The following is an 18,851-nucleotide window of genomic DNA, read 5'->3' on the forward strand; positions in this document are numbered from 1 at the left end:
ATGATTGAAGAATATCATAGTAATAAATACAAAAAAGAAGATTTGATAAAAGAAGTAAAACATCTCCTAAAGAAATATCCAAATAAGTATTTGGAAGAATCTACTTTTATCAATGGAGGACAAGATGAGACTTTGGCATGAAGAACTAATATTAAAACTACCACGGCAACAACTTTTAGGTCAACATAGAGAATGTTGTGCATTAAGAGGAAATGGTTGGGGTAAGAAACATGCAACAGTAGATTATGTATTTGAACACAAACCATTTTTACTTTTTAAGTATCATGAATTAATCATGCAGGAAATGAAGAGTAGAGGATATAATGTTAGTGAAGAATGGCTAGATAAAAATTATAGAGGAAAAATTTGTATTCCTCACAACAATCTAAAAGAATGTAAAATCAATAAGCCAATTTATAAAGAACATGATGCAGCATACTATGATGAGTGTATTGAGAATTTAGGTCAAAAGGATATTTTTATCTAGTAGTAATAAGAAAAGATTGTTTTATTGACAATTAATATTAAAAGTAGTAATATTAATTTACTTGCAAATGCAAGTAAATTAAGAGGTGACAAATGAATAATGATGAATTAGTAAATAAATGGATAGCATTTCATAGTAATATGAAACAAATAAGTACTGAATTAGAAGATGCCTTATCAAAAGGAGAGCATCCAATAACATTAAATGAATACTATAGCTTACATTACTTGAATGAAACCGAAGGAAATATATTAAGAATGACAGATTTAAGTACTAAGATTTCATTAAGTTTAAGTGCAACATCAAGAATGTTAGCTAAATTTGAGGATACGTGTGGTGTAATAGAAAGATTTTCGTCTGCTGAGGACAAGAGAGGTGTATGTATAAAATTAACACCTAAAGGAAAAAAGTACCTAGAATACACTACGAGTATAGTTACAGATGTATTAAATAGAAATAGTGATAAAATATAAAATCAGAATTTATTATTTTGATTTTATATTTAATCTATATACTTGTTTGTGCAAGCAAATATTTTCCAATAAAAGTTTAGGAGAATTAAAATGACAAAATTAACAAATCAACCAGTAAAAGATAGAGCAGAACATAACGCATATTTTCCATCAGATTATTCTTTGAGTATATATACAAGTCCTGTGACAAATTTTGATGGTTTTAAATTTAAAAATACATTTAGTGGTGAAAAGAATAAAATTTTAATGATAGCAACAGATGAAAGATACTTACAAATGTCTAATGGAAAGTATTTTTCAACGGGTAATCATCCTGTAGAGACATTGTTACCAATGTTACATATGGATGCTGCTGGATTTGAGATAGATATTGTTACTTTATCAGGAAACTCAGTAAAATTAGAGATGTGGGCAATGCCAGAAAAAGATGAAAATGTCATGAAGCTTTATAATAAATATATAGAAAAATTTGAGAATCCTGTTAAATTAGATATAATTTTGGAGGATATTATTTCAGAAAATTCACTTTATTCGGGAGTCTTCATACCAGGTGGTCATGGTGCAATGATTAACTTACCTGAAAGTAGAGAAGTAAAAGAAGTTCTTAAATGGGCAATTAAAGAGAATAAAAAAATTATAACACTTTGTCATGGACCAGCTGCATTAATTTCAGGAAATATTGATGAATCAGAGTTCTTATTTAAAAATTATGAAATGACTGTTTTCCCAGATAGTATAGATGAGGGAGCGAATCAAGAAATTGGATATATGCCAGGAAAATTAAAATGGTTATTAGCTGAAAAACTAGAAAGTTTGGGTGCGAAAATATTAAATAAAGCAATAAGCGGTCAGGTTCATATAGATAGAAACTTAATAACTGGAGACAGTCCTCTTGCAGCAAATCAACTAGGAATTGTAGCTGTAGATGAGTTGTTAAAAATGGTAAATAAATAGAGGTGATAACTATGAAAATTTCAATTTTAAATTTAGCTCCATTAAGACAAGGAGAAAATTTTAAAGATGCAATAGATGCAATGATTAGATTAGCTAAAAAGGCTGATGAATTAGGATATGAAAGATATTGGATTGCAGAACATCATAATACAAAAAGTGTAGCTAGTAGTGCAACGCAGTTATTAATCCAACGTACACTAGATAACACTAGTAATATTAGAGTAGGTTCGGGTGGTGTGATGTTACCTAATCATAGTCCATATATAGTTGCAGAACAATATGGAACTTTGGAAACTTTATATCCAGGTAGAGTTGATTTAGGTTTAGGGCGTGCACCGGGTACTGATTATAACACTGCACGAGCTATTAGAAGAAATACAAATAGAGAGATGGATTTTAAAAAAGAGGTCGTAGAGTTATCTGGGTATTTTAAAGATACAAGACCTGTTCATGCATATCCAGCTGCAGGACTTGATGTTCCGCTATACATATTAGGTTCAAGTACTGATAGTGCATATGTAGCTGCTGAGCTAGGCTTACCTTATGCATTTGCATCGCATTTTGCTCCAACTATGATGGAAAATGCAGTAGCAATTTATAGACATTACTTTAAACCATCAGAAGTTTTAAGTGAGCCGTATGTGATTTTAGGTGCTAATGCAGTTGTTGCAGATACTGATGAAGAAGCAAAAAGATTATCAACAACTCAGATTCAATCATTTTTAAATATCATTACAAGTAATCCTCAAGGCATGGTTCCTCCAGTACAATCGGAAGAAGCGGTATGGAAAAATTATATCGCTACAACTAAAGTTCCACATTTTGGACCAATTGCATTTGAACATGATGAGATAGTTGATCATGAGAAAGCTGTCGTTGATCAGATGACAAAAATCTCATTTATTGGTAATAAGGAAACTGTGAAAAATCAGATTATCGATTTAAAACGTAGGGTAGAGTTCGATGAATTAATGATAAATTCATATATTTACGATGAAGAGGCTCAACACCATTCATATGAATTATTAAAAGAGGTTGTAGATGAAATTAACGACTAGCTTAGTGATGAATTGTAGAACTATAAACTTCTTATAGACCTTATAATTTTCTTGAAAACTAAATTGATGACAAAAGTAGATAATTAGTGTATTATGAAATTAAATAAACTTAATAATAGTAAAAAAGAGGTAAATTATGGAAAAATATCTAATTAACGACGAATTTGTCAATGTAAAATCAAGAGTAGATGAATATTTAGAAAAAAATAACATTCACCAATTTTTAAATATAAACCAAGGTGAATATGCAAAAAATGTTGATTTAGAATTAGAGGATATTCAATATGTAGTATTTGGTAATCCAAAAGTAGGAACATTACTAATGCAAGATGACTTATATCTAAGTTTTAACCTACCACTTAAATTATTACTTATTAAGAGAGAAGATAAGACAGAAGTATTATATGAAAAACCTACTTCTTGGTTAAAAGAAGATCATTCTGATAGAATAAAAGAAATATTACCTAAGATGGACAATTTGTATTTAGATATAATTAAGCATCTAGAAGCATAATTAAGAATTGTTTATTTTAGATAAGAAAATTAAAGAAGGAGAATTGGGGCTAATCTAAAAGTACTAGATTTTAAAAATAGTTTACATGAAAACTCATAGACGTAGTGGTTTATTGATAGCTAAACTCGCTTCAAAAAGTTTTTAGATATCTAATAAACTGTGTGGGGGTGACTCGACAAAATCTTGTTTCTTATGAAATCACGATTTTTGAGTCGCTCCCAATTTTTCTTTTTTATGTGAATATAAATCTAAAACTAGTTTTATCAATGGTTATTGGGAGTGTTTTGTGATAAACTGTTATTAGTATACATAGGAGGTATGAAGAATGTTAAAAACTAATTTTTTAGATGTAGAATTATCTAATCCGTTAATGAATGCATCAGGTGTTCATTGTATGACGACTGTGGAGCTAGATGAATTAGCAAATAGTGAAGCAGGGGCTTTTGTTACAAAAACTGCAACTCGTGATTATAGAGAAGGTAATCCTGAGCCTAGATATTATGATACTGCTTTAGGAAGTATAAATTCAATGGGGTTGCCGAATAATGGTTTAGATTATTATTTAGATTATGTTATTGAACGTCAAAGAGCAGGTGCAAAATTACAGTTTTTATCGGTAACTGGTATGAGTTATGATGAAAATATTGCTCTATTAAAGAAAATTCAAGAGAGTGAATATGAAGGAGTTACTGAGTTTAACTTATCGTGTCCAAATGTACCAGGGAAACCTCAGATTGCTTATGATTTTGAACTTACAGATAAATTATTAGCTGAGGTATTCACATTCTTTACAAAACCTATTGGGGTAAAACTACCTCCGTATTTCGATATTGCTCATTTTGATGAAATGGCTAAAATTTTAAATAAATATCCATTAACGTATGTGAATAGTGTAAATAGCGTCGGGAATGGTTTATATATTGATTTAGATAAAGAACAAGTAGTTATTAAGCCAAAAGGTGGATTTGGCGGACTAGGTGGAGAATATATAAAACCAACAGCATTAGCTAATGTTCGTGCATTTAGAGAACGCTTGAATCCTAGTATAAAAATTATTGGAACTGGTGGAGTTGTAAACGGTAAAGATGTATTTGAACATATTCTATGTGGTGCCGATTTAGTTCAAGTAGGAACAACTCTTCATAAGGAAGGAGTTTCAGTTTTCGCTAGACTTACTAAAGAACTAGAAGAAGTGATGAAAGAAAAAGGATACTCAAGTTTAGATGACTTTAGAGGTAGATTGAAGGTAATAGAATAAATAATTATCATTCATATAGTATAATTTTAAATTAACGATAAAAATATAAAAGAAAAACAGATAACACTTGAAAATCATTTTGAAAATTGTTATTATATATTGTACAGACAAAATATAGCACATATAAAGGCAAGAATATGGCTTGCAAGTTTCTACCATCAGACCGTAAATTTGATGACTATGGGCATTCTTATTATAATGTTATTGGAGTTGGCCCAAAAATCCTAGATTTTAAAAAAGTTTACAAGAAAACTCATAGACGCAGTGGTTTATTGATATCTAAAATCGCTTTATAAAAGCTTTTTAGATATCTAATAAACTGTGCGGGGGTGACTCGACAAAATCGATTTCCCCGAAATCACGATTTTTGAGTCACTCCCAACTATTTGTAGTAGAATTTTAAATCGCCTATAAGTAATTATAGGTGATTTTTTGTATTTATATAGTTATATTTGTCAAAAATAATATATAACTAAGGAGAAAAGAATCTTGAAAACTTTTATTTTAAGTTTACAGCACGTACTAGCAATGTACGCAGGAGCGGTAATTGTACCGATAATTGTTGCTGGAGGTCTAGGTCTTTCAGCAGAACAAACAACTTATTTAGTGTCAGTTGATATTTTTATGTGTGGGATTGCTACATTTTTACAAGTGTATAAAGGGAAATTTACAGGAATTGGGTTACCGGTTGTTCTTGGATGTACTTTCACAGCAGTAGCGCCAATGATAGCAATTGGTAATAGTGCAGGATTAGCAACTATGTATGGAGCAATTTTTGTTTCTGGATTAGTTGTAGTTCTTATAGCGCCATTTTTTGCCAAGGTGGCTAAGTTATTCCCACCAGTAGTTACAGGTAGTGTTGTAACAATTATAGGTATTACATTAGTACCAGTTGCGATGAACTATATTGCAGGTGGACAAGGATCGAAAGATTTTGGAAATCCCAAAAATATCGTATTGGCGTGTATTACGCTTGCAATTATTTTAGTAATTTATAAATTTACAACTGGTTTTATACACTCTATAGCAATTTTATTAGGTTTAGTATCAGGAACTGTTATTGCTAGTTTTATGGGAATTGTAAGTTTAACAGAAGTGTCTCAAGCTGGGTGGTATCAACATCCAACACCATTTAAATTTACAGGTTTTGAATTTAATATTAGTGCAATTTTAACATTTACAATCGTTGGTATTGTAAGTATGATAGAGTCAACAGGAGTGTATTATGCCCTAGGAAATATTTGTAATCAAGAAGTAAAAGAGCCTGACTTAAGAAGAGGTTATTTAGCAGAAGGTTTAGCGGTTATGATTGGTTCATTAGTAAATGCCTTTCCGTATACTACTTATTCTCAAAACGTAGGACTTGTTCAAATTTCTGGTGTTAAAAGCAAAAAAGTTATGTATGTTATGGTTCTATTATTATTGGTATTTGGATCTATACCTAAAATAGGAGCTTTAGCAACAATCGTACCTCAACCAGTACTAGGTGGGGCAATGATTAGTATGTTTGGTATGGTACTAGCTTACGGTGTGAAAATGTTAGGAAATACTGATTTTACTAAACAAGAAAATCTTATGATTATTGCTTGTTCTGTTGGTTTAGGATTAGGTGTGACAACAGTTCCTACTGCATTTTCTCAACTACCAAGTTTTGTTCGTATGTTTACTGATAGTGGAATTGTTTTAGGAACAGTTGTGGCAATCGTAATGAATTTAATCTTTAATAGGAAATCAAAATTAAAAAGGGCTCTAACCCAAAAGGCCTAAAACTTAACAAAGTTCATATGATAACTCATAGACGCAGTGGTTTATTGATATCTAAATTCGCTTTATAAAAGCTTTTTAGATATCTAATAAACTGTGCGGGGGTGACTCGACAAAATCTTGTTTCTTAAGAAATCGCGATTTTTGAATCACTCCCATAGAAACAAGTATTTTTAATCAAGGTATTTTTATTAGAAAATAGAATTATAAAGGACGACTTAATAATATAGATTTTCATAAAATCATAATATTGTAGTCGTTCTTTTTTTGTCTGTATATGCTGAAAAATCAATGTTTTTTATATACAAAATATTCTATATGTAGTATAATTTAGTAAAGGTCAATTTTAGTCAATAAAGGAGGTGCCCTTATTATGAATAATAATATGACAGATATACTTGAACAATATATTAAGAGCTTATTTAATGAAGCTACAGAGGATCATATAATTATAAAAAGAAGTAATGTCGCACAAAAATTTGACTGTGTACCATCTCAATTAAATTATGTTATAAAAACTAGATTTACACCAGAACATGGCTTTATTATTGAAAGTAAACGTGGTGGTGGAGGATTTATCAGAATTACAAAAATAACCCTTCACGCAAATAAAGACTATATAGATTATTTAATTGAGACTGTAGATAATGAAACAATTGAAGTAGAAGAAGCTATAAGATTGGCTAAAATTTTACTTGAAAAGAATTACATAGATAAATTTGACTACAATCATTTTATAGATAGTGTTGAAGTCATTACATCTGTTCATAATCAATTTTTAAATCATATTGATGAGGATAGTGTTGAAGAAATGATTCATCAAACAAAATCGAATTTGAAGGATTTAACTGTAAGATTTTTAACAAATATAAAATATAATAAGAGAGGATAAGGTTATGTACATAAGATTTAATGAGACGGCGCTTATGGTGCTAACTACAGCGAAGGAAGAAGCAAATGATTTTGGTGTTAAGGCTGTAGGAACAGAACATCTATTATTAGCTATGTTAAGTATGAATAATACATTGGCATGTAAAGTACTAAATAAAAATGGTGTATATTATGATGATTTTAGAAAAAGCGTAGTAGAATTTTATGAAACGGAATTAGAAGGTACTGATTTTTATCGTAATGTTTTAATGAAGATAGATTATACTAATGGTGCGGTTAGAACAATAGAAAATAGTCAAAGGGTTGCTGATAGCACGTCTAGCTTTGTTGTTACTAGTGAGCATTTATTATTATCTTTGCTAGAAGAAGAAACTGGAACAGCTGTTCGTTTATTAACTGATAAATTAGGTGCAAATGTTGATCAAATATTTGATGAATTAACTGATTTAATGAAAAAAAGTCAAAGTCTGATTTCTAAATTATATGAAGGTTTCAAAAAAATAGAAGCAGCTGAAGATAGTTCAGCTAAAACTACGACATTGAATTCATTAGCAAAAGATCTTACTAAAGATGCATTTAATAATAAATTAGATCCAGTTATAGCTCGTGATAAAGAAATCACACGTATGATTGAAATATTAAATAGGCGTACTAAGAATAATCCGGTGCTAATTGGAGAACCTGGGGTTGGGAAAACAGCAATTGTAGAAGGTTTAGCAGAGAGGATAGTTTCTCAAAATGTACCTAGTAACTTATTAGGAAAGAGAGTAATGGTATTAGATATGGGAACATTAGTTGCCGGAACTAAGTATCGTGGTGAATTTGAAGAAAGATTAAAAAATATTATCGCTGAAATTGAAGATGCAGGTGATATAATATTATTTATAGATGAAATTCATACAATTATCGGTGCAGGTGGAACAGAAGGAAGTGCAGATGCATCGAATATTCTAAAACCAGCCTTATCACGTGGTTTGATTCAGTGTATTGGGGCTACAACAACAGAAGAATATAGAAAATATTTTGAAAAGGATGCTGCTTTAGAGCGCCGATTCCAACCAATTAAAGTTGAAGAACCAAGTACTGGAGATTCTATTAAGATTCTTGATGGACTACGTCATAAATATGAAGAACACCACGATGTAGAAATTTTAGATGAAGCTATTGAGTCAGCTGTAAAACTAAGTACAGCATATATTACGGATAGATGTTTACCTGATAAGGCGATCGACCTTATTGATGAAGCTTGTTCTAAAGTTAAATTAAGATTTTATAAATCACCGGAAAAATTAAAAGAATACGAAGAAGAATTAAACCGTTTAAATAAAGAAAAAGACAGAGCGGTAATTAATCAAGAGTTTGAAATAGCAGCTAAAAAACGTGATGAAGCTAATAAAGTAATTAATAAAATTGAAGAATTTAAAATTTCTTGGCAAGACAGCTTATCGAAAGATAAAATTAAGATTACTTCTGAACATGTAGCTGAAGTTCTTGCTGCTTGGACTGGAGTTCCAGTAACTAAATTAACGGAAACAGAAAGTGAGCGACTTCTGAAATTAGAAGAGATATTACACAAACGAGTTATCGGTCAAAATGAAGCTGTAGTAAGTTTAGCTAAGGCAGTTAGAAGAGCAAGAAGCGGATTTAAAGCCCCGAATAGACCAATTGGAAGTTTTATCTTCTTAGGACCTACAGGGGTAGGTAAGACAGAACTTGCGAAAAGTTTATCAGAAGCACTATTTAGCTCGGAAGATAATATGATTCGTATAGATATGAGTGAGTATATGGAGCCACATTCAATTAGTAGATTAGTTGGTGCGCCTCCAGGTTATGTTGGGCATGATGAAGCGGGACAATTATCTGAACAAGTTCGTCAAAAACCGTATTCTGTAGTACTATTTGATGAAATTGAAAAAGCTCATCCATCAATCTTTAATATACTATTACAAGTTCTAGATGATGGACGTTTAACAGATGCTTCAGGGCGTGTGGTAGATTTCAAAAATACTATTATCATCATGACTTCAAATGTTGGGGTAAGTGAACTAAATGATCAAAAATTTGTAGGATTTGGTGGAAGTGAATCAATAAAAAATGATTACAAAAATGTTCAAAATACTATGATGGAAGCATTGAAAAAACAATATCGTCCTGAGTTCTTAAATAGAATAGATGATATTATTGTCTTCAAGACTCTTGAAAAAGAAGAATTAGAAAAAATCTCTGAGTTGTTAATAGATGGTTTATCTAAGAGATTAGAAGATAGAAACATTACTATTAAACTTACGAAAAAAGCTATGGCTAAAATCGTTGAAGATGGTAGTATAAAAGAGTACGGTGCACGTCCATTAAAACGTAGTATTCAAAAGAATATTGAAGATTTATTAAGTGAAGAATTATTAAGAAATCCTGAGTTATCTGGAACTATTAATATTGACTATAAAAATGATGAGTTTGTTGTAAAGAAAACTAAGAGGTAGCTATGGCAAAGGTAAATGTTAAGTATGAATGTAATGCCTGTGGTTATCAGAGTTTGAAATATATGGGGAGATGTCCAAACTGTAAAAAGTGGGCATCTATGGAGGAAGTAGTTGAAGCAAAAAAAGCTACGAAGCATACAGAATTTGAAGTGAAAACAAACGATACAGAACGTGTAGAAGCTGGAAAATTAAAATCAGTTTCTACTCAGGATGTACCTCGAACTCTAACCGATAGTGAAGAGCTTAACAGAGTTTTAGGAGGTGGAGTCGTAGGTGGTTCGTTAGTTCTTCTAGGAGGAGATCCCGGAATTGGTAAATCGACACTACTTCTTCAAATATCAGCATATCTGGCAAAAGAACATGATGTCCTATATGTAACCGGTGAAGAATCTGTTAGACAGGTAAAAATAAGAGCTGATAGATTGAGAAATGATACTGACGAACTTTTTGTGTATGCACAAACTGATTTAAATTTAATTTATCAGGTAGTAAAAAAAATAAAACCACAGTTTTTAGTTATCGACTCAATTCAGACAATATATAATCCAAATATGGAAAATTCACCTGGAAGTATTACCCAAGTTAGAGAATGTACACAGCAACTTATGAAGATTGCTAAAAGTTTAAATATAGCTATTTTTATTGTAGGGCATGTTACTAAGGAAGGAACTATAGCAGGACCTCGAATGTTGGAACATATGGTTGATACTGTGTTATATTTTGAAGGTGAAGGCCAACATAGTTATAGAATTCTTAGAGCGGTGAAAAATCGTTTTGGTTCTACGAATGAAATTGGGATTTTCGAGATGAAACATAGTGGGCTAGAAGATTTAGCGAATCCTTCTCAGATGTTTTTAGAAGAGCGTAGTAAAAACCTTGCTGGTGCAACGATAATTAGCACTATGGAAGGTAGTAGACCACTTCTTGTAGAAATTCAATCATTAACAACCCCAACAGCATTTAATAACCCACGAAGAATTTCTACCGGACTAGAATATAACAAATTGATCTTGTTAATGGCTGTTTTAGAGAAAAAGGCTGGTTATTTACTCCAACAACAGGATGTTTACGTTAAAGTCTCTGGAGGGGTTAAGATTGATGATCCTGCAGTAGACTTAGGTGTTATTATGGCGGTGGCTTCAAGCTTTAAAGACATAGCGGTCGATATGAATGATTGTTTCATTGGTGAGGTTGGATTAACTGGTGAAGTTAGAAGAGTTAGCAGAATCGAACAAAGGATTAATGAGGCAAAAAAACATGGATTTAAACGCGTAATAGTTCCAGTTGGAAATATGAAAAATTCTGATTTCCCAGAAGGAATTGAAATAATACCGGTAAAAGATATACGAGAATGCTTAGATATAGCATTTGGTAATGTATTTTAATAAAAATTAGAGATGAATAGTTGAGAATCGATATGATTTTCCTATTCATCTTTTTGTATTATAATTTTAATCTATGAAGAATTCCAAAAGATATCAAATAAATTTATCTTGAAGTTAGAAGGAATATACTTTTTTAGTTTTTTATTTTATAGTGATTAAGTAGTTTTGTAAATAATAAAATTAAAAAAAAAATAATATTTGGAGTATATTAAAATAATTTTGTTGATTAATATTTTAGTTGATTATTGCAGATTATTATTATGGGCGACTTGACATATCTATTTATATAAAAAAATATAAGTATTTAAAATGAAAATAAGAAAATCTGTTTGAAGTGTTGGTGTCAATTGTTTTGATAGTATAAATTTTTATGGTAAAATATAAAGTAAATTTTAATTTATTTGACTATGGTCAAAAAATATAGCAAAAGGAGAAACCTAAATGGTCGGAAAAAACAACATAAAAAAGCAACACGAACGCCGTGGTGAAAAAGTAGAAACATATTCCATAAAAAAGTTCAAAGTAGGAGCAGCGAGTGTTCTAATTGGGGTAGGTATATTTTTCGGAGCTGGTGTTGTAGAAGCTAGTGATAATGGTACTCAAGCACGAGAAGCTACTAATAGTCCAGATGAAGGAGTGGATACTGCTAATATCGTTTCAGAGAATTCTGTAAAACCAGCAGCTAATAAAATTGAGAATACTCATGAGAAAGTAGCTACAGCAGTTGCAGAAAAGTTAGTAGTTCAATCAGGTGAAAATAGTCAAGAGGAAAGTACAACAAAAGAAGTTGACAAGTCGCTTCTTAATAAAAAAATCGAAGAATTAAAAGCTCAACTAGAAAGAGTAAAAAATAATACTAAACAAAAATCACTGATAGATGAAGCAACTAAAAAGCTTGAATCAGCAGAAACATTATTTGAAAACAATTCTACGCAGGAAGAAGTAGATGCTAAAACAAAAGAGATTAGTTCTTTTATGACTATCTTAAAATCAATTAAAGCTGTGGAAACATCTAAAGAAAACAAAAATCAAGATAGCCGTAATGGTAAAAAAATAGAAGAAGGAACTGGCTTCCGTACAGGGGTGACAGACCAAGCTTTGACAGGGTCAATTCATTTTGATACATCAAAAGGACCAACAGAAAAACGAATTCCGGTAGCAAATAATGGAATGGGTGAACGTGTCATTAATATGGCGATTACTTATTCAGCTTCTTCAAATGATACAGTTACAGATGGTAAAGTACGTGTAACTATTCCAAAGGCTTTTCTTCATTCTAACAAAAAACCAGTATTTACAAATTCATCTTTTGTTAAAAGTACAGATGACCGTTCTACAGCTACTGATTATGTTTATGATTTAAATTTAAATCCAATGTCGGGTGGATCTGTTGCGGAAAGTTTATTAAAACTTTATGTAGGAACATCTATAAAGAATGCACCATCAAAAGATGATTCACTACCAGTGAAGACAGAGTTTATCAGTGGTGAAAATGTCTTATCTACAAAAACAGCAACAGCTACTTTTGATTACTTATCAGAAATTATTTATCGAGAAAACGATACAAGAGAAAAATTAGTGAAAAATTATTTACCACAGGAACAACGTGAATACAAACTCGGTTCTGTTGTTGATGGTAAATTAACTCCTGTAAAAACTCCTTTTAGAATTCCATTAATTATGACAAATGATCGATTCTTCAATAATAGAGAAGCTGATGAGTTTAATCAAAATGGTAATGGTCGATTAACAAGTTATGATTATACAATTAGTGGAATTCCAGAGTTTTTAGAATTAGATCCTACTTCGCCTAAGAATTCAAAATGGACATTAGAAAACGGTGTAGCTACATTACATCCGGATCAAACTCGTGGAATTGACCAAATGTTATACTATGCAGGTCCTGTATTAAGATTAAAAGAGGGAGCCTTAAGTACCCCTGAAGAAATTGCAAAAGTTATTGAGACTAATGGAACAAAAGGTTATAGTGCTAAAATTGTTTATAATGCTGTAGGTCATAGACCAGACGGTTCATCATTCATGCAATCTCTAGAAAATCCAGATGGTTTTAGAATCTATGCAGGTGATGGAGCTCCTGCAATTGGAATGATGGAAGATCGTATTAATGCAACTACAGATCAAAGGTTATTCTCAAATGCCAGTAATGTAGATACATTCGGAACGACTTATAGACTTCCATTAAATAATTTAAAAACTGATGGAGGAACGTTACCAAGTCAATATTTAAGCTATTTTATTCCTAAAGATCAAGAAGGAAATTACTTTACTAAATTTAAATTAACACAGATTTTTACAAATGAGTCAGAAAATGGAAGTTCTTGGGTAAGAGGATATCATTCAGGATATAAAGATGTCCGTAGTCAATTCAAAGAAAACTTTCAATTATATGGTGTAAATGAAAATAATCAAGCCGAATTAATTAAAGATTATACAACTATTGATGAATTATTTAATGAGACTATTATAAATTCAGATAAAAGATATCATCATTTAATTTTAAAAACCCCTGGAATTGTTGATGAAGTACAAGATAAAGGGCAAGCCTCTAAAACAATTCTTGGACTAACATCAGATTTAGATGTAACGGTAGGTACTTGGAAAGAAAAAGCAAAAGATCCAACTATTCAACGTTATGAAAATAAAATTTCTCAAGTTTTATCTGCTAGTAATACGATTGAGAGTGCTATTGCTACTGAACGACCAAATACTGGTAGTAGTACCCCTGCTGTTCATACTAAAAAACCAACAACTTTAAGTTTAGGAATGCAACAAATTGGAGACCAAGAGTTAACAAAAGATAACTTAACAAGAGGAAAGAATATACCAATTGCAGTTCAATATACAGCAACAGATTATTTTAAATTAGCAGAATCTGAAAAAAATGGTATTAAAGTTTATGATTTAGATAAGCTAGATTCTAATATTAATAAAACAAGTGTAATGTTACTAGCTGATCCAAAGCTACCTTTAAAAGATTTCAGATTAACTGCTGATAATCGCTTATTATCGAAAAACACCTTATATTTTGGTGGGGTAAATGGTAGTGCTGCAAAAGATGCCTATAATCAGATTAAAGAATCTTATGATACTGTTAATCCAACACGTATTATTGAAAATTATAAGGGAACAGGTAAGCGCGCTTATATTTTTGAATCAAAAGATTTAGGGTTATCTAGTTATGATTTAAATAGAGATGGATGGATTAAAGGTGGAACATATAATCCAGTAGCACTGACTTTTGAAGTAGAAAATAATGGTCAAATCGAAAGTGGAACTTATAATATTGAATCTTATCTTGTATGGAATAGTGATTCTGAAACTTTATTTGGTAATGATCGTTCTTTAAATGCAAATTATGTAGAAGGACATGAACCTGGTTCAACGATTACAAAATCAAATATTAATGTTACGATGAATAATGTTATTGAGTATTCAACATCATTAACAATATCAAAACCAGGGACAACAGGTACACGTGGAATTATTGATGTGAAGAATGGACAAGAAGTTATTCTAACACCTCAAGTTGAGAACTTAACAGATGCACCTCAAAAAATCAAAGAAGCAGTTGTTTTAATTCCTAAGAGTGAAGCAGTAACGTATTTAGAAGGACCTATTGTGGAGAATTCAGATGAGTATGATGTAGAATATACGACATCAACTGCGACTGACAAAACTACAGGAACTTATGTAACTGCAGATAAAATCACAAATTGGAAAGATGTTACTGCTGTTAAATATGTATTTAAAAAAGATTATACTGTAACAAAAGAACATGCCTTTACGCATAACTTTAATCTTAGAGTTGATGCTGATAATCCAAACTTTGTAGAAAGTACATCGCAAATTTTCTTGAAGAATAATCAAAATGTATGGTTAGAATCGAATACTGTTGGATTGAGAACAGAAGACACTCGTGGTAAACTAGAAGTTCGTTATATCAATAATAGAAAAGACGATATTCTTCCAAAAATTACTGAAAAAGAATTTGCAGGGCAACCATATACTACGACAAAAGAAGATATTATTCCTCGAGGTACTTGGTCAGGGTTACCGTATTTATTTAAAGAAATCCAAGCTGATTCAGTTTCGGAAACAGGAACTTATGAAAGACAAGTAACGAAAAAAGTTACTTATGTCTATGAGGAAGCAACATTTAAAGAAGAAAGCAAAACGATTACTCGTACAATAAATTATCTTGAAAAGAATAATGAGAGTAATGTAGTTGCTAATCCTGTTGTACAAAATATTACAGTTAAGAGAAAAATTTATACAGGTAAAGAAACCGGGCGAGTGATAAAAGGGCCATGGGAATATAGAACAGATGCTTATCAACCAAATTGGCCAACAACAAATTCACCTAGAGTAGCTAATTTTGAAGCTCCAGATAGAGAAGTTATCGATAGAGTATTGGTTTCTCAAGACCTAATTAATAATGGGAACGTAGTTGAAAATGTTTATTACGAAAGAATTATGCCTATAGGTGGAGATGTAGTAGCAAAATACGTTATTGAAGGTACAACAACTGAATTAAAAGCAGCAACAGATGTTGCTAAGGGATTAAAAGTTGGGAAAAACTATACTTCAACAGCTCCAGTAACAGGTGAAGAATTAACAGCTAATGATGGGAAAGTTTATGTATATAAAGGACATAAAGGTACATCAGCTGCAGAAACGGGTACAGTTACAGCAGATAAACAAGAAGTTGTTTATGAATACGTACCAAAACAAGGTGGAAATGTTATTGCCAAGTATGTTATCAAAGGAACGACAACAGAACTAAAAGCAAGTACGAATGTCTCAACAGGAGCACAAGTGGGAAGTGACTATACAGCAACAGCACCACAAGCAGGAGAAGTACTAAAACAAGGTGAGTTAGAATACGTCCTAGAAGGCAGAAAAGCAGATTCAGCAGCAGAAGCAGGAAAAGTAACGGCGGATACCCAAGAAATCATCTATGAATACGTACCAAAACAAGGTGGAAACGTCGAAGTTAAATACGTAATTTTAGGAACAGAAACAAACCTAAAAGATCCAGTAACACTAGTAACAAACGGACAAGTAGGAAGCAGCTACACTGCGACAAAAGAAAACACACTAACAAAAGACGGATTAGTCTATGAATTAGTTAAAACAAATAATGGACTAAAAGAAGGTTCAGCTACAGAAACAGGTAAAGTAACAGAAGCGAAACAAGAAGTAGTTTATGAGTACGCACCAAAAGTAGGTGGAAACGTCGAAATTAAATATGTCATTGCAGGAACAGAAACAAACCTAAAAGATCCAGTAACATTAGTAACAAATAGACAAGTAGGAAGTGACTATACTGCGACAAAAGATATAACTATAAGAAAAGAAGATGGAAGAGTTTATAAACTTGTTAAAGCAAATAATGGACTAAAAGAAGGTTCAGCTACAGAAACAGGTAAAGTAACTACAGAAAAACAAACAGTTATTTATGAGTATGAGTTACAAAATGGTGACGTAACTGTTAAGTACGAAGACGAAAAAGGAAATGCGATTTTAACACCAAATGAATTGAAAAAAGGTGTAGAAACAGGAACAGTATACAATACAACTTCAGAAGAGGTTAAGAAACCAAGAATTCAAACAGAAGATGGAAAAGTATATAAACTGAAAGAGAAAAAAGCAGACTCAGCTCCAGAAGATGGAAAAGTAAGTGATACACCAGCGGTAATCACATACGTATACACATTACAAAATGGAAACGTAACTGTTAAGTACGAAGACGAAAAAGGAAATGTGATTTCAACACCAAATGAATTGAAAAAAGGTGTAGAAACAGGAACAGTATACAATACAACTTCAGAAGAGGTTAAGAAACCAAGAATTCAAACAGAAGATGGAAAAGTATATAAACTGAAAGAGAAAAAAGCAGACTCAGCTCCAGAAGATGGAAAAGTAAGTGATACACCAGCGGTAATCACATACGTATACACATTACAAAATGGAAACGTAACTGTTAAGTACGAAAATGAAGCTGGTGAACCAATCAAACCTGATAACCACTTGAAATCTCAAGGTCCAACAGGTGATGACTACAATACTACAACTGTAAAAGACTTAACTATCACGAAAGATGGAAAACTTTACAAACTTGTAGAGAAAAATGGTGGATTAAAAGAAGGTTCGTCAAAAGAGAATGGTAAAGTAAGCGAAACTCCAGCTGTCGTAACTTATGTTTACTCTGAAGTTAAAGGTGAAATTATCCAAAAATTTGTTGATGAATCTGGAAAAGAAATCAAAGATCCAACAAATACTGGTAAGAAATCACTAAATGAAAAAGTAAACTTAGAATATCCAAAACGTATTACAGATAAAGATGGTAAAGTTTATGAATTTGTAAGAGTAGATAAAATTCCAACAAACTTTACTGAACAACCTCAAACAGCTACTTACACTTATAGAGCGGTTAAAGGTCAAGGAGTAACAGTATCTTATGAAACAACTACTGGAGTAATATTAAAAGAAACTCAAACAGTACAACCAAAAGATACTGTAGTGGGAACAGATTACGATACTTCAACATCAAACTTTAAACCTGAACGTATCGAAAAAGATGGTAAAGTATATATTCTTGCTGAAAAAACTAAACCAGGTTCAGCTGAGGAAAAAGGTAAAGTAAGTGAACAACCACAAAATGTTACTTACGTTTACAAAGAAGTACCGGAACATGAAACAAAACAAAAATATGGTAATGTAATTGTTACTTATGTTGATAAAGCTGGTCGTCCATTATCAGGAACTACTGAAACTGGTGTTAAAGTTGATAAATCAGTAATTGATACTCCAGCGTCACTAGTGAAAACACCATATGACACAACAGATAATAAACCAGAAATTATTAAAACAGCTGAAGGTAAGGTCTATAAATTTGTAAAAGTAACTAAACATTCAGATGCTGAAAATTCAGATGTAAAAGGTAGAACATCAGTCATTACTTATGTATATGAATTACAAAATACTACAGAAGAATTACCAGAAGCACATATTGGATTTGTAGTTGTTAACTATGTAGATGAGAATGGATTACCAATTTCAGGTACATCTGAAGGTAAAGAAGTTCCTACAACAGTGATGGATGTTAATGGTGATTTAGTTGGAACTCAGTACAATACAACTGATCATAAACCAGCAACAATCATTACTGAAAATGGTGATGTATATGAATTCGTTAAGAAATCAGAAACATCAGATCCTGAATCAGGAGAATTAAAAGAAGGTGTTACAACTGTAGAGTATATTTACCGTAAAGTAGTAACAACATTTGTTGATGAAGAAGGAAAAGAAATTAAACCTTCAGAAAAAGGAACGAAGGATAAGAAAGACATTCCAGAGTACATTTACAAAGAAACGAAGAAAGATGAAAAAGGAAATACAGTCCACGTATATCGTCAAGTCGTAACAAGTTATGTAGATGAAGAAGGAAAAGAAATCAACCCTTCAGAAAAAGGAACGAAGAATAAGAAAAATATTCCAGAGTACACGTTCAAAGAAACTAAGAAAGACGAAAAAGGAAATACAACGCATGTATACCGTCAAGTC

General features: G+C 31.6%; 12 protein-coding genes and 1 riboswitch. All 12 genes read left to right on the top strand.

The window, feature by feature from the left end; translation table 11 throughout:
• Positions 1 to 141: a DUF1722 domain-containing protein gene (locus RWQ74_RS03590; protein WP_314396860.1), complete on the top strand. Its 141-nt coding sequence runs from the start codon at positions 1 to 3 to the stop codon at positions 139 to 141.
• Entirely contained in the window at positions 125 to 487 is a 363-nt protein-coding gene (locus tag RWQ74_RS03595; protein ID WP_314396862.1) for a TIGR02328 family protein, read from the top strand. Before RWQ74_RS03590 ends, RWQ74_RS03595 begins: the two co-directional genes overlap by 17 nt.
• 92 nt (positions 488 to 579) lie before the next feature.
• The gene (locus tag RWQ74_RS03600) at positions 580 to 960 is read left to right on the top strand and encodes a MarR family transcriptional regulator (RefSeq protein WP_314396864.1); all 381 of its coding nucleotides are present in this window, start codon (positions 580 to 582) and stop codon (positions 958 to 960) included.
• A gap of 90 nt (positions 961 to 1,050) precedes the next feature.
• Positions 1,051 to 1,914, top strand: coding sequence for a glyoxalase III HchA (gene hchA / locus RWQ74_RS03605; RefSeq protein WP_314396866.1), 864 nt, complete (start codon positions 1,051 to 1,053; stop codon positions 1,912 to 1,914).
• 11 nt (positions 1,915 to 1,925) lie between these two features.
• A complete protein-coding gene (locus RWQ74_RS03610) occupies positions 1,926 to 2,972 on the top strand; it encodes an LLM class flavin-dependent oxidoreductase (protein ID WP_314396868.1) in 1,047 nt (348 codons plus the stop codon).
• Between the two features lie 136 nt (positions 2,973 to 3,108).
• Positions 3,109 to 3,486, top strand: coding sequence for a DUF302 domain-containing protein (locus tag RWQ74_RS03615; protein WP_314396870.1), 378 nt, complete (start codon positions 3,109 to 3,111; stop codon positions 3,484 to 3,486).
• Positions 3,487 to 3,811: 325 nt separating this feature from the next.
• Entirely contained in the window at positions 3,812 to 4,744 is a 933-nt protein-coding gene (locus RWQ74_RS03620) for a dihydroorotate oxidase (RefSeq protein ID WP_314396872.1), read from the top strand.
• Positions 4,745 to 4,843: 99 nt separating this feature from the next.
• Positions 4,844 to 4,945: riboswitch (purine riboswitch) on the top strand.
• 288 nt (positions 4,946 to 5,233) lie between these two features.
• Complete coding sequence (locus RWQ74_RS03625; protein ID WP_314396874.1) at positions 5,234 to 6,511, top strand: nucleobase:cation symporter-2 family protein; 1,278 nt, start codon at positions 5,234 to 5,236, stop codon at positions 6,509 to 6,511.
• A 370-nt stretch (positions 6,512 to 6,881) separates the two neighbouring features.
• Positions 6,882 to 7,400: a CtsR family transcriptional regulator gene (locus RWQ74_RS03630; protein ID WP_314396876.1), complete on the top strand. Its 519-nt coding sequence runs from the start codon at positions 6,882 to 6,884 to the stop codon at positions 7,398 to 7,400.
• Between the two features lie 4 nt (positions 7,401 to 7,404).
• Positions 7,405 to 9,879, top strand: a complete 2,475-nt coding sequence (locus RWQ74_RS03635) for an ATP-dependent Clp protease ATP-binding subunit (RefSeq protein ID WP_314396878.1) — start codon at positions 7,405 to 7,407, stop codon at positions 9,877 to 9,879.
• A 2-nt stretch (positions 9,880 to 9,881) separates the two neighbouring features.
• Positions 9,882 to 11,264 carry a DNA repair protein RadA gene (gene radA, locus RWQ74_RS03640; RefSeq protein WP_314396880.1) on the top strand — a complete coding sequence of 461 codons (1,383 nt, stop codon included), beginning with the start codon at positions 9,882 to 9,884 and terminating at the stop codon, positions 11,262 to 11,264.
• A gap of 441 nt (positions 11,265 to 11,705) precedes the next feature.
• A partial coding sequence (locus tag RWQ74_RS03645) for a MucBP domain-containing protein (protein WP_314396881.1) occupies positions 11,706 to 18,851 on the top strand: 7,146 nt, incomplete at its 3' end.

Origin of the sequence: uncultured Gemella sp., assembly GCF_963525165.1 — a bacterium.
Lineage (GTDB): Bacteria > Bacillota > Bacilli > Staphylococcales > Gemellaceae > Gemella.